This is a genomic window from Pseudoalteromonas sp. H71 (assembly GCF_001468485.1).
Classification (GTDB): Bacteria; Pseudomonadota; Gammaproteobacteria; order Enterobacterales; family Alteromonadaceae; genus Pseudoalteromonas.
This window is the reverse complement of record NZ_LODI01000001.1, coordinates 34,252-46,560: the sequence shown is the minus strand read 5'-3', so window position 1 is coordinate 46,560 and position 12,309 is coordinate 34,252. Positions and strand designations below refer to the sequence as shown.

Below are 12,309 nucleotides of genomic sequence, written 5' to 3'. Positions count from 1 at the left end.
TATAGCTATTCCAATTAGGGTTTGTGGTGAGTGAATAATCACTTTCATTGTATGATTCGCCAATGCTCAAATAAGCATAAACTGAAATATTACGTTCTTTAAACCAATTTAATTCGTGCTCAGTCACTAACTCAGGTTGCACAACAACGCGCGAGTAAAAAGTCATTTCGGCTAGGGGCATTGGGGCTGAGTAGTAAAATGCGATGCTGTTATTAACGGGTTTTGCTAGTAACTGCGCTGATACTAAAAGCAAAAGCCATAAAATATATTTCATTAATGATTCGTTATATTAATTTTAAACTATTGCTCAAAGGAAGGCGTTCCGAGGCTATTCTAGTTATTTTGTATTAATTATTAAGTATTATTATATGTTAACAAAAATAAAAGGTCTATCATGTTGTTTTAAATTCATACTAACTTAACTTGTTATTTAGGCGGTGTTATTATTGCAAGTTTATGAATTTAAATAAATAAAACCGTTAATAAAGGCTTGGGTTTTAAACGGAATTTGTAAAGAAATGTAAATATTTATTGTCGGTTATGGATAAATTTAAAAGCCACTTCACTTATAAAATGGCTTTTATAAAGTTCATTGTTTTAATAGTAATCATTACCTGATACAAATCATGTTTCTTCCTTCCGACTTAGCTCTATACAAAGCGCTATCGGCCGCACACATTAATGCTTCAGATGTTCTATATTGGTTATTGTATTCACACGCTAAGCCTTGGCTAACGCTAATTTTAACGTTGTCAGGTAGGCCTATTTCTCTAAAATTTAAATTTAAAATTCTATCTTGGATACGCTTTGCTATCATTTCAGCGTTCGAAATATGAGACCGTGGTAATATCACGGCAAACTCTTCTCCACCGTATCGGGCAACTAAGCTGTCTTTTGACGGTAGGCATTCTTCAATTGTTTTTGCTACTTTTTGTAAACACTTGTCACCTTTTACATGCCCAAAGTTATCGTTAAATAGTTTAAAATAATCAATATCAATCAATATAAAACTTAATGGCTGCTTGTTCATTAGGCATGTTTGCCAATCTTTGTGGATTGTTTTTTCTAGCGTGCCACGATTTGCAATACCCGTTAGGTGATCGAGCTTTGAAAGTGTTTCGAGTACTTTATACTTTTTTATATGTTTAGAAATGTCATGCATGATGCAAATAAATAAAGGAGTATTATTGGTTGTGGCTGGTGGAATGCACGAAACCGACAGTTCTACATCTAAAAAATTACCATTGGCTTTAATTATTTTTACTTCTTTGGGGCCATGATTAAGGGGCGTTTGATAATTGTTTTTCCAACTTTCAAACATGTATTCATAATCGTTACGGTATTGCTCTTGTAAAAAATGCTGCCACTTTTTACCAATTAGTATATCTGAAGGAACATTAAAAAATCGTGCAGCTACTGGGTTTACCGATTCAAACACACCGTGTGCATTTACAATAAAAATAGCATCGGCCATCACATTAGTAACATTAATAATCGCGCTTATTTTTTCATTGTTAACGGTATTAGAAATGCTGCTCATTAATGCAGATACAGAGTTGTCGGTGTTATTTGCTCTGCTATTTTCATTATTGTTAGACATGGTGTTGCTCATTTTTATTGTTAATGAAACTTGATGTCTAGCAGTTTATTCAATTTATGGTTTTTAAACCTTTCGGTAACCTTCTGGTTTAACTTATTGATTTTTATTTGCTTGTTTTCTTTTTTAGGTGCTAATAGTTTGGCTTCTTAGTTTTCAGAGTAGTTGGGAAGGTGCCTAAAGTATCAAATGTTGCACAGGAATAAACCAGCCCTGTGCAATTTAGTAATTAACCGTTGTTAATTACTTTTCTTCTTTATTTTCAATTTGTGGATCGGCACTTTTATACGCTTTGCCATTGCACTCAACGTTAAATACTAAACAGGCAGTACCTGGGTTTTCATCGGTATCGATAATAGTAATTGTGCGGCCGTTATCGCTTACTTTAAAGCTAAAGTCTTGGGCGCAAGGCGTTTCTTTATCTACATCAGTAATAGTAGCGCCGGTGAATAAAAAGCCTTTAGCAAGTGTGGCTTCATCTAAACTATAAATGCCCGCGGTTTCGGTTCTTACAACTCCGCCGCCTGTCACTTCTTTACCATCTATAGAGTATGTAAAGTTAGCCTCGTCGTCACTGCCCAGTACAATGTTAACTGTAAAGTGAATTTGTTCTTGAGTGCTATTCATATTATTTCCTTTGTATTCATAGTTATAGTTTAAAGTCAGTAATACCAAGCTTTACTAGGCTTGCTTTTATTTTTGGGATTTCGTTAGCTCGGTTTAAGCAGGTGTAAGCCTGTACTAGCGGGTACGTAATGCGAACACTTTGATTTGTTTCTGCTGTTTTAGCAATGGCTTGAAGCGCATTTAAGCAAAATTGTTCTCGCTGCTTGCTGGTTGAAGTTAACTTAGCTTTAAGTAAATTTATTCGTGTGGGCGCTAAATTATCGCCACTTGCTATTAGATTGCCTCTATGCTGTTTATAGTTTTTATCACTTTCAAGTGCCGTCAATAACTCTTGTGCTTTAAGCGGTGACTGTTTATCAATAAAGTACTGTATAAGGCTCAATTGTGTATTAACAGTAAGGTTATTTATAAAGCCTTGATCTTTCATAAATTTGATAATTTTGGTAATTCGCTTATCAACTTTTTTATTAGGTGAAAGCACTAACTGGTGGGCCAAAAAACGATAATAAGAATGTTGAATTTCTTTACTTTTTGGATCTTGCAATCGTGCGCTATTAACTGTTTTTGTAGCTTGCTGTGCTTTTTTGTAGGCTAGCTTTTTATTAGATAAATAGCTTAATAGATAGCTTTGTTGAATATAAGTATAAGCTAAACTGCTTGCTAAACTTGCATCATCTGGGTATTCAATTAATAAACTTTTTAACTCATTTGAAGCATTTGCATACATGGTTAATGCTGCGTTAAAATCACCCAATCTTTCTTCTGTTTTAGCAAGCCAGCTGATAGTGTCGGCTTTATCGCGTAATAGGTTTTTATTATTGGGTTTAAGCTCAAGCGCTTCATTTTTAAGGGCGAGCGACTCTGCAAAGCGCTGTTTAGCGCCAGTGTAGTTAAATCGCTGTAAATATAAAGACCCCAGCGAATTGTGTGAATATGATAACTCCATAATGGCATTAAAATCATTCGGTGCTAATGAATACATTTTTTTACTGTAGATATGATATTTTTTTAAGAAAGGCTCAGTGGCTGCGTAATCGCTTTTATCGTAATGAAGCTGGCCGAGCCAAAAAGCATTGACACCGGCAAGCGCTAGTAACTCTAAGTTGCTTGGCTGAATTTTTAATAATGCTTCAAGGCGAATGCGGGCGTTTTCAAAGGCGGTGAAGGCCTCAATGGTTTTCCCGCGGGAATAGGCCACTTCCCCCATGGCTTCCAGAGTTTGTGCGAACTGAAAGCGACTTTTAAACTCGGCTTGTTGACTGCTAAAGTTAAATATCGAGCTTGGCTCCTCGACTTGATTGGTAAAATACTCAAGTGCTTTATTACTAATGCCATCAAGTAAGTCCATACGCTTTACGCTGCGTAATTTATCGGCAAAATCACCTACCATAAACCCTAGTAAGCTTTCGGCCTCTTGGCGTTTCTGCTGTGCAAGTTGCTGCGCTTGGAAGCTGGTAACACTCATAAATAAGGCAACACAGGTAAGTAAACAAAGCAGAGCGACGGTGCCACGTTTCAGGGTGGCTTTTGTCTTACTATGCTTAAGAGAGCTGGTTATAAGGGCGTGTTCGTCATCGCCTAGTTCGAATGTGTTGTCGTTTAATAAGGTAACGGCCTCTTGCAGCGGTTTTCCTGTCGCAAGGAGGTAAGCATTACTTTTGCCTTCATCTATCCAATTTTGTGCTTGGTGTTGTAAACGGCTTTTTATTGCTAATGCATCTTTGTGATCGCTTATCCACTGTTTTGCGCGCGGCCATTGACGCAATAATGCTTCGTGCGCAAGGCTAAAACAGGCTTCGCCATTTTGTAAGTGCGATACAAATAAGCGGCTATCGACCATGGCTTGTACAAGTTCTATTTGGCTGGTGTTGGTTAACGCTTGCAAGCGGGCTGCGCGGCTAGTAATAGTTTTACCATCAGGGTTTAGCGTTATTAATTGTGATAACACGCTTTTTAGTTGCAGTTGTTGTTTGTTGCTAAGGCCAATAAATACATCTTCTGCCTTTTTGCCTATGGCGCCCTCAATACCGCCAAGTTTTTTATACACACTGTGTAACAACTCATTATTATCACTGCGCTGTAAATACAGCTCTTGCAGTGTGTATTGCAGCATGGGCAGTGCATCTGGATTATTGGCGGTATCGGCGCAAAGTATTTCATCAAGAGGTGTTTGGGTTTGCGGGTCATGTGAAAACGTTAAATTAGCGGTTAACGCTGGCAAGCGAATAATTTGTTGTAGTTCATGGCGATTTGGCGGGGTTAAATCGTAATGCGCGCCATGAGCCTTGCCCACCATAAGACTTGGTTGCTCAACCACTAAAGGGTAAAAATCGTTTCTGCACGCACTAAATACAATCACCGCTTTAGACGTTGCTAAGCGCTCAATAACTGATAAAAATTGGCTACGTGTTTCATCATCAAACAAAGGTGATGAAAGAAGTACTTCTAAGCGATCTATGAACAAAAATAATTGCGGTTTGTTAAGTGTTGGTACTGATTGATTTAGTGCATTAGTTAAAGTATGGATAACATTATTGGTGTTCTGCGTTAATTGCTGGGCAAGTGTTTCGGCACTCAAACCATCAAAGACAGGCAGGTTATTTATATCCCAATCAAGCATGGCTGACGCTAAATCTAAATAAAGCCGACTGTGGTCAATATCTGCGAAATCTAGTTGAGTATACGAAACCACACCAATCCCATTGTAGCCGCGTTTATCAAGCAATTTAGGCAAAATGCCCGCGTTCACTAAGGATGATTTACCTGTACCACTTGGGCCTAAAATTAAGCAAAAAGCGCGACCAAAATGCACTTGGCTAGCCACTCTTTCCAATAAAGTGGCAATAGCCTGATTTCGGCCAAAAAACAGGTGGTTATCGGTTGTATTATAAGCGCTTAATCCTAAAAAGGGCGATCCACCTTGCCAGCTTGTTACTTTGGGGGCTTCTTCACTTAAAGGAAAGTCTAACTTTGCAATAATACGGTAGCCACGTTTTCTTATTGTTTCTATGTATTGTGGTGCACTTGCTTTATCGCCAAGAGCTTTGCGCAACTGTGTAATTATTTTATGTAGCGGGTTATCGCCTACTTCAATATTTTTCCAACAGTGGTTAAGTAGTTCGTCACTGCTAACAAGCTCCCCTTTTTTTAAGCATAAATAGATTAAAACATCCATGGCTTTTGGTTCTAGCTGCTTGTTTTTACCAGCATGTTGAATGCTGTTTGATAGGCTTACCTGCCAATCGCCTAAATAAAATGGGCTGAGGTTCATAGTGACTCATTATTGTTTTTGTGGTTCTAAAAATGTATCGGCTTTTTAAGCTGTAACTTAATAGTACAGAAAAAATAACAAACCAATATGACTTTTAGTCAGTGGTGTTGAGTTATTTTAACGCCAGCCCTTGGCTAGACCAGCGTTATATTTAAAGTTATGAGTCGTTTTTATTTATAGTAACAACACGTTGCGGGAAAGGTATTTCGATATTAGCGTCGTTAATGGCTTTGTATACACCGCCGTTTATAGCTAACTTTGTTTCTATAATTTTCGTAGTAGGTACCCAGTATCGGTAACTAATGGTAACGCCGCTATCGGCAAATTGCTCAATACCTATTTGCGATGTGGGGTTTTTAGCAACGCCTTCGTGTGCATTTAAAACACCTTCTATTAGGCTAATAGCGGTATTTGAACAGGCGCTATAGGCAATATCAATCTCACCTTTTACTAAAGAATAACTAAATGAGTTATGAATAATTTCACCCACAATGTGTTTGTTTGGGATTGTTATTTCAACTTTCTCTTCGTTGATGAGTATGGTGTAACCAAGCTCTATTGTTTTTACTTGCCCGCTGACGCCTTTTACTTCAATGGTGTCACCAACCACAAATGGGCGAGTGGCTATAATTGCAAGGCCAGCCCCGTAGTTTGATAGCATGCCTTGTAGTGCTAAGCCCGCGCCCAAAGAGGCAGCACCAATGGCGGCAACAAATGGCGTTACACTAATGCCTATTTTGCCGAGCACAATAACAATTACCATCACAATAAGCAGTACTTTTACAACGCTGCTGACAAAGTTTGTTAGTGTTATGTCTATGTTGTGGCGTGTCATTATGTTGGCGACTATTTTAGATAGCTTTTGTGCTACCCACAGGCCTACCAACAATATAAAAACAGCTCCTACAATTTGCATGCTGTAGGTAACTAAATACTCAGTGAGCATGGTGTAATATTTTTCAAATTGTTCGATTTCAGAACTGATCATTATGGGCTTTTAGCTCGTGTAATTAAATTTTTGTAAACTATAGCAAACTGTTTACTAAAAAAGGATAGAGAAGTGGGACTATTATGGCAGTTAATAACGCACTGAGTGCCATAGCGACCGATGAAAATGCGCCTACTTTAGCGTGTTCAGCAAGCGCCGCTGCTGTACCAATAGCGTGACAGGCCGTACCCATTGCAACACCTTGGGATTCATGACTGCCTATTTTTACCAGTCTAAACAGCATGAAACCAAATAATGCCCCTAGTAAGCCAATAAAAATAACCATAGCGGCGGCTAAAGAGCTGATCCCTCCCAGTGAATCCGTAACAATTAACGAAATAGGCGTGGTAACGCTAAGCGCTGCTACTGAGGCACTAAGCTCTGAAGGGACCTTAAAAAATACACTTAATAAAAAAGCCACAAAGGTGGCATTTACTATACCTAAACTGCAAGTGCCTAATATGAGTAATAGATTTTTACGAACATGAATAAATTGCTGATATAAAGGCAGTGCTAAAGCCACTATGGCGGGTTCTAAAAGCCAGCTTAGCAGTTGGCTATGATGGGCAAATTCAGAATAAGGTAGGTTAAAGTTAATCAATAGCAAAGCAATAACGGCAATACTTAAAAAAACAGGGTTTGTAATTGACCTTAAAGCACTGTTTTCCATGCGTGTATTAAACGCCCTAAGCAGTAAAAACAAAGCAATAATGATAGGCACACACAACCACCAAAGGTCAGGTTTTAATTCAGTCATTGTTTTTTCTACTTTTGAAAAAAACCATTACTGAGCTAACTAACAATAATGTACTTGCTGGCACAATAAAAATAACAGACATTAAAAAAGGCCAGTTAGATTTTATAAGGTTTAGATGTTCAATAAAGCCAACGCCAGCGGGAATAAAAAAAATAGGCATCACATTTAAAATTGGAGAGGCGCAGGGTTTTAAATGTTCCTCTTTTACTATACCTGCTAGCAGTAACACTAATAAAATAACCATAGCGAGTAAAGGGGCAGGGAAGCTGCCTCCTGTAAAATGCATAATAAGTTTAGCACAGGCTAAACACAGCAAAATGATTGCGCTACTTAACAGGTATTTCATCATTATTACTCAATTTTATAGAGGGCTTTTAGTTTAACAACCAATAACAATGTGTACATTGTCCCTTAGTATTAACGTCGTTTTAGTATTAACGCCGATTTAATTACCACCGCTTAGCGTTGTTGTATTCTATATCGGATTTACCCTTTGCTTTTGCGATGGCTTTTTTTGTATTTGGGTTTGTTAGTAAACGAATTTGACTCCAAGTTTCTTTTGCGAGTATTTTTCGTTGCTGTGACTGATAGCTTAATTGAGTAATACGCTTAATAGCAGCTAGGGTATCGGGTGAGCGCTCAAGTAATGTACTTAGCAGTGTTTGGGTAGCAAGTTCTGTGTTGTTTGTTAGCTGTGTGACGAGCCCTAGCTCGTTTGCTTGCTCTGCGGTTATAGGGGTTGCATGGCTTGCAAGAAAAAGTGCTTGGTCGCGTTTAACAAGTCCGCCCATCATTACATTTGCCCCCATGTCAGGGCAAAGCCCCCAGCGAGCTTCCATGATGGCTAGCTTGGCGTCATTGTGTACAATTCTGTAATCTGCTCCTAACGCTATTTGTAACCCCCCCCCTAAGCAGTTGCCATTGATTTGTGCAATAACAGGTACGCTTAACGATTGCCACCCTAGTACAACTTTTTGCGCTAAGTTTTGGTTGCCGGGTAACCATTTAAACAGTAATTTTATTATATTTACAGGTGAGGCCATAACCGCGGTAATATCAAGCCCTGAACAAAAATGTTCGCCATCACCTTTTATAATTACTGCACGAATAGTACGATCCTTTTTTATGTTTTTAATCGTGTTATTTAACGACACAAACATGGCAAAGTTTAATGCGTTTTGTTTGTCGGCACGACTCAAGGTAACCGTTGCAATACCGTCTTGTTTTTCTAGTTTTATCATTATCAACTCCTCTGACCTGTTGTTTGAGCTTATGCGGTTACAAAAGGGAAGTAAAGTGATGTGGTTTTTAAAATAGATTGAATTTATTTGCAAATGGGCAGTCTGAATTACTTGGTTTTATTTTGATAATACATAAAGTGTGGTTTGAGGTTAAAAAAGTCAGGTTTTTAAACGCTTTTTTATCAAATAGGTAATCAGATTTGATAACATAGCGCCAATTATTAAGGTTAAGGTTACGCAGATATGTCGGGTCCACGTTTATTCACAATCGAAGAAGCAACACATCAAGCTTATGATATTTTTTTAGAGTTAGCACCGAGTAACTTAAGTGATGATGACATTGAAAACTTTAATGAGTACCGAGAAGATCTTGGCTTTATTGAAGAAGATGAACCGGACGATCAGTGGCAAGATTTTGTTGCGCTTGAAATTGAGCCAGAACACTTTATCCAAGTGCTAGTGGGTTTAGAGTTTGATAATGAAGATGTACTATTTGCAAAAATTTTAATTAGCCGTGATAAAGACGCCCCGTTTTGCCATATTTTATGGAAAGAAAGTGAATAAGCCCTGCTGTTTGTTTATTTTTGATTAAGTGGCGAGATAGAATTTTGCGTAAGTATTTATTTTTAATTTTTATTTTAATTAGTGGCTCTTGCTGGGCTGTTGATCCATTTGAAGATTTTCATGAGTATGGGCAGCTTTCTGACGAAGAAATTCATGATTTACACAAAGGCGAAATGCTTTACGGCGATACTGAGTTTGGGTTTATTTTGTCTCGGGGTAATATCAATTCAACCAGCTTTAAGCTCAAAGGTAACCTTTACCAAGATTTTGAAAAGTGGCGAAACCAATTCAAAATTGACTCCCTTTATAAGCGCGACGAAAATGACGACACTGGAGACAGCGACGTAACTGCAAACCGTGTGTTTGTATCTGCACAAGGTAACTACAAAGTAGGCGTTAAAAATTCATCGTTTTTTATTTATGGCGATTACGAGGAAGATCAGTTTAGTGGCCTTAAATTTAAAAGCACCATTGCAACAGGGTATGGTGCGCGTGTTTATCAGGGCACCAAGAACAAAGTAGATATTGATATCGGGCCTGGTTTGTACCGTTCGGTAGCAGATGAAGACTCAACGGTAAGTGAAAGCGAAGAAAATAAAACCGGTTACTTACTTCGTGTTGCTATGCAATGGGAGCGACTGGTTTCAAAACGAACACGTTTTAATCAAGATGTGAGTATAGAGCAGTCATTGTCAGGGTTAAATTCACGATTAAAATCTGAAACTGCGCTGATTAGCCAGGTTATAGGGGCGGTGTCTCTTAAGTTTGCTTATATGTATCGTTATAATTCAAAACCAGAAGATGATAAACTTAAGTTTGATTCTGAGCTCAGTGCTACTTTGGTGTATAGCTTTTAAGTATTTTATTTAATTAGAGAATAATATGTATCAGCATAAACAGTATGCGGTGTTTATCTTTTTTGTTTTGACCTGGATTGGTGGCTTTGTTGCTTTAGCGTGGAATTTAATTGGGGCAGATTGGCCGTTAATTATTTTTGCAGGTGTATTGGTACTGGTGGGCTTTTTGTTTCATGGCTTAACAGTTAAAGTAAACGATAAAACAATTTGCTGGGGATTTGGCCCTGGTGTGGCAGGCCAGCAAATTACGCTTAGCGATATTTCTGAGGCGAAAGCAGTTCAAAACTCTTACAGGCATGGTATTGGTATTCGCATAACTCACGATGGGTGGGTTTATACTGTGTCTGGATTTAGTGCTGTTCAGCTAACGCTTAACGATGGCACCTTGTATAGAGTGGGTACAAACGACCAACAAGGGTTACTAGACGCACTTAAAAAACAGAACGTACCAGTGGCACAGCCTAAAAAGCAACAAAGTGACCCCAAGGTGGTTAAACGTAATAATATGATATAAAAAAAGCGCCTTAGGCGCTTTTTTTATAAGAGGTTTTATTAGTGGTCGTGACCACAACCACCTTCGCCATGCACATGGCCATGGGTAAGCTCATCAGCTGTTGCATCTCTTACTTCAAGTATTTCAACATCGAAGTTTAGTGTAATACCTGCAAGCGGGTTATTGCCATCAACAATGACCTCTTCATCTTGGATATCAATAATCATTACTGATTGGTCGCCATCATCTGTTGATGCACGAAATTGCATACCCACTTCAATTTCCATTCCATCGAACATCGACTTTGGTACAGCTTGCATTAGGTTGTCATGGCGTTCACCGTAACCATCTTCAGGTTCTACTTTTACGCTTAGCGTGTCACCAGGTTGCTTACCTAGTAGTGCGTTTTCAAGGCCTGAAATTAGATAACCAGTACCCACAATAAAATGTAGCGGCTCACCACCGAACGAGTTATCAATGCTGTTACCATCATTATCCATCACTGAATAATGCATTTTTACCACTTTGTTTGCCGCAACGGTCATAGTCATTCCTATTTATTCATCGTCTAAAGAGTAGGGCAGAGGCAGAATGTTTAGCTCTACCTGAGGCGCGTGTTTTGCACGAAGTACTTGCGTTGTCTCAGTATCGTTTGGCAACACAACAAGGCCAGTTAAGATCTTTGTTTTTTCATCAAAGCTTTGCGCAATAAGCTTACCAGCACGACGCCAGTTTTCACCCAGTTGTACTTCAAGTTCGGGTTCGTCCAGCATACTTTCACTTTGGCCTGATACGATGTACATGGCTCGCTTATTTTTACCAAGGTATTTCATACGGGCTACAGTTTCTTGCCCTGTATAGCAGCCTTTTTTAAAGCTGATTCCACCAATGGCTTGTAAGTTAACCATTTGCGGCACATATTCACCAATTGCATCACTGTTAAGTTGTGGCTCGCCAGCTAAAATTGCTGCTTGTTGCCATGGGGTATCATTATCCAGCGTAGAAACAGTGTCAGGTACTGCAAACTGGTTATCGACCATAAGCAGAACTCGGTTATTAGCCAGTTTTAATGCCTTACCGCTTGCAAAATCGCATGCTGAAGTGTTTTCGTTAAAGGTAATATTTAGCTCATCTAATGTAGCGGATAAGTCATCACCAATAAGACCAATGAGGCGCTTTGAAGAGGCGCTTATGTCTACTTTTGCAAATACAGCGTATTTTTTTAGCTCAACTAATGATTGCTCTACCTCGGCACTGCTGCCAGATAAGTAATAACTGTCTTGGTGAGAAAAGAGCTTAAATACACCCCAAAGTTTTCCTTTGGCACTACAATGACCGGTCCATAAAAAATTGCTGGTGGTTAATTTATTTAGATCTTGAGTAATTTGCCCGTGCAGATAAGATAATTTATCAGCACCCGTAAGGCTAATAAGTTGGTGAGATAACGGACATGCGTAAACGCTAGACATAAAAACCTTCTTTGCAATACAAATGAAGTGACATAATAACGCAGTTGTTACGTATGGTACAGACAAGCACCCGCAGGGGGGTATTTATTTTATAGTTGATTAATAGCTGCTAAACCGGCTTGTGTTTGTTAAACTCGAGTCAATTCAGTATGAGGTTTAAAATGGTTGAAATTCATAGTAAAGCACGTATTCGTTGGGCTTGTCGTCGTGGCATGTTAGAGCTAGATGTTTTGTTTATGCCGTTTGTAGAAGAAGCATACGATTCTTTAAATGCAGAGCAACAAGCTATATTTCAGCGCTTGTTAACACAAGAAGACCCTGATTTATTTGCATGGTTTATGGGGCATGAAAAATGTAAAGACGAGCAACTAAATAGCATGGTTCAACTTATATTAAACAGAGTTCGTGTATAGGTTCACAGTAAAAAATAATAAAGCAGACCACA

Annotated in this window: 13 protein-coding genes and 1 pseudogene; 4 read left to right on the top strand and 10 right to left on the bottom strand. The window is 38.6% G+C overall.

Annotation, left to right across the window (positions count from 1 at the left end; all coding sequences use genetic code 11):
- The 8 genes and pseudogenes from ATS71_RS18725 to ATS71_RS00205 form a co-directional block, all read right to left on the bottom strand.
- A pseudogene (locus ATS71_RS18725) lies at nucleotides 1-274 on the bottom strand (endo alpha-1,4 polygalactosaminidase); the annotation flags it as partial.
- A gap of 336 nt (nucleotides 275-610) precedes the next feature.
- Complete coding sequence (locus tag ATS71_RS00235) at nucleotides 611-1,600, bottom strand: sensor domain-containing diguanylate cyclase (protein ID WP_058403003.1); 990 nt, start codon at nucleotides 1,598-1,600, stop codon at nucleotides 611-613.
- A 240-nt stretch (nucleotides 1,601-1,840) separates the two neighbouring features.
- Nucleotides 1,841-2,224: a DP-EP family protein gene (locus ATS71_RS00230; RefSeq protein ID WP_058403002.1), complete on the bottom strand. Its 384-nt coding sequence runs from the start codon at nucleotides 2,222-2,224 to the stop codon at nucleotides 1,841-1,843.
- 22 nt (nucleotides 2,225-2,246) lie between these two features.
- Complete coding sequence (locus ATS71_RS00225) at nucleotides 2,247-5,495, bottom strand: nSTAND1 domain-containing NTPase (protein ID WP_058403001.1); 3,249 nt, start codon at nucleotides 5,493-5,495, stop codon at nucleotides 2,247-2,249.
- A gap of 157 nt (nucleotides 5,496-5,652) precedes the next feature.
- On the bottom strand, nucleotides 5,653-6,483 hold the full coding sequence (locus tag ATS71_RS00220) for a mechanosensitive ion channel family protein (protein WP_058403000.1): 831 nt from the start codon (nucleotides 6,481-6,483) through the stop codon (nucleotides 5,653-5,655).
- Nucleotides 6,484-6,520: 37 nt separating this feature from the next.
- Nucleotides 6,521-7,240 (bottom strand): LrgB family protein, encoded by a 720-nt coding sequence (locus ATS71_RS00215; protein WP_058402999.1) that lies wholly within the window; start codon nucleotides 7,238-7,240, stop codon nucleotides 6,521-6,523.
- Nucleotides 7,233-7,586 carry a CidA/LrgA family protein gene (locus tag ATS71_RS00210; RefSeq protein WP_058402998.1) on the bottom strand — a complete coding sequence of 118 codons (354 nt, stop codon included), beginning with the start codon at nucleotides 7,584-7,586 and terminating at the stop codon, nucleotides 7,233-7,235. The genes ATS71_RS00215 and ATS71_RS00210 overlap by 8 nt, the downstream gene beginning before the upstream one ends.
- 103 nt (nucleotides 7,587-7,689) lie before the next feature.
- The gene (locus tag ATS71_RS00205) at nucleotides 7,690-8,481 is read right to left on the bottom strand and encodes a crotonase/enoyl-CoA hydratase family protein (protein ID WP_058402997.1); all 792 of its coding nucleotides are present in this window, start codon (nucleotides 8,479-8,481) and stop codon (nucleotides 7,690-7,692) included.
- A 243-nt stretch (nucleotides 8,482-8,724) separates the two neighbouring features.
- On the opposite strand from ATS71_RS00205, the gene ATS71_RS00200 reads away from it, so the two are divergent.
- Genes ATS71_RS00200 through ATS71_RS00190 form a run of 3 tightly spaced genes read left to right on the top strand, consistent with a single transcriptional unit; the run spans nucleotide 8,725 to nucleotide 10,416 of the window.
- Entirely contained in the window at nucleotides 8,725-9,045 is a 321-nt protein-coding gene (locus tag ATS71_RS00200; RefSeq protein ID WP_058402996.1) for an HI1450 family dsDNA-mimic protein, read from the top strand.
- A 44-nt stretch (nucleotides 9,046-9,089) separates the two neighbouring features.
- Nucleotides 9,090-9,902: a DUF481 domain-containing protein gene (locus tag ATS71_RS00195; RefSeq protein ID WP_058403321.1), complete on the top strand. Its 813-nt coding sequence runs from the start codon at nucleotides 9,090-9,092 to the stop codon at nucleotides 9,900-9,902.
- Nucleotides 9,903-9,927: 25 nt separating this feature from the next.
- On the top strand, nucleotides 9,928-10,416 hold the full coding sequence (locus tag ATS71_RS00190; protein ID WP_058402995.1) for a hypothetical protein: 489 nt from the start codon (nucleotides 9,928-9,930) through the stop codon (nucleotides 10,414-10,416).
- A gap of 38 nt (nucleotides 10,417-10,454) precedes the next feature.
- On the opposite strand, the gene ATS71_RS00185 is transcribed toward ATS71_RS00190, so the two are convergent.
- The gene (locus ATS71_RS00185; RefSeq protein ID WP_058402994.1) at nucleotides 10,455-10,940 is read right to left on the bottom strand and encodes an FKBP-type peptidyl-prolyl cis-trans isomerase; all 486 of its coding nucleotides are present in this window, start codon (nucleotides 10,938-10,940) and stop codon (nucleotides 10,455-10,457) included.
- 12 nt (nucleotides 10,941-10,952) lie between these two features.
- A complete protein-coding gene (gene ygfZ, locus ATS71_RS00180; RefSeq protein WP_058402993.1) occupies nucleotides 10,953-11,864 on the bottom strand; it encodes a tRNA-modifying protein YgfZ in 912 nt (303 codons plus the stop codon).
- 161 nt (nucleotides 11,865-12,025) lie between these two features.
- On the opposite strand from ygfZ, the gene ATS71_RS00175 reads away from it, so the two are divergent.
- The gene (locus tag ATS71_RS00175) at nucleotides 12,026-12,277 is read left to right on the top strand and encodes an FAD assembly factor SdhE (RefSeq protein ID WP_006794140.1); all 252 of its coding nucleotides are present in this window, start codon (nucleotides 12,026-12,028) and stop codon (nucleotides 12,275-12,277) included.
- Nucleotides 12,278-12,309 lie beyond the last annotated feature (32 nt).

Bases quoted from the DNA above. Each gene is read 5' to 3' on its own strand.
- ATS71_RS00190 (WP_058402995.1), top strand. From the start codon at position 9,928: ATGTATCAGCATAAACAGTATGCGGTGTTTATCTTTTTTGTTTTGACC.
- ATS71_RS00205 (WP_058402997.1), bottom strand. From the start codon at position 8,481: ATGATAAAACTAGAAAAACAAGACGGTATTGCAACGGTTACCTTGAGT.
- ATS71_RS00215 (WP_058402999.1), bottom strand. From the start codon at position 7,240: ATGACTGAATTAAAACCTGACCTTTGGTGGTTGTGTGTGCCTATCATT.
- ATS71_RS00220 (WP_058403000.1), bottom strand. From the start codon at position 6,483: ATGATCAGTTCTGAAATCGAACAATTTGAAAAATATTACACCATGCTC.
- ygfZ (WP_058402993.1), bottom strand. From the start codon at position 11,864: ATGTCTAGCGTTTACGCATGTCCGTTATCTCACCAACTTATTAGCCTT.
- ATS71_RS00230 (WP_058403002.1), bottom strand. From the start codon at position 2,224: ATGAATAGCACTCAAGAACAAATTCACTTTACAGTTAACATTGTACTG.
- ATS71_RS00225 (WP_058403001.1), bottom strand. From the start codon at position 5,495: ATGAACCTCAGCCCATTTTATTTAGGCGATTGGCAGGTAAGCCTATCA.
- ATS71_RS00235 (WP_058403003.1), bottom strand. From the start codon at position 1,600: ATGTCTAACAATAATGAAAATAGCAGAGCAAATAACACCGACAACTCT.
- ATS71_RS00175 (WP_006794140.1), top strand. From the start codon at position 12,026: ATGGTTGAAATTCATAGTAAAGCACGTATTCGTTGGGCTTGTCGTCGT.
- ATS71_RS00200 (WP_058402996.1), top strand. From the start codon at position 8,725: ATGTCGGGTCCACGTTTATTCACAATCGAAGAAGCAACACATCAAGCT.
- ATS71_RS00210 (WP_058402998.1), bottom strand. From the start codon at position 7,586: ATGAAATACCTGTTAAGTAGCGCAATCATTTTGCTGTGTTTAGCCTGT.
- ATS71_RS00185 (WP_058402994.1), bottom strand. From the start codon at position 10,940: ATGACCGTTGCGGCAAACAAAGTGGTAAAAATGCATTATTCAGTGATG.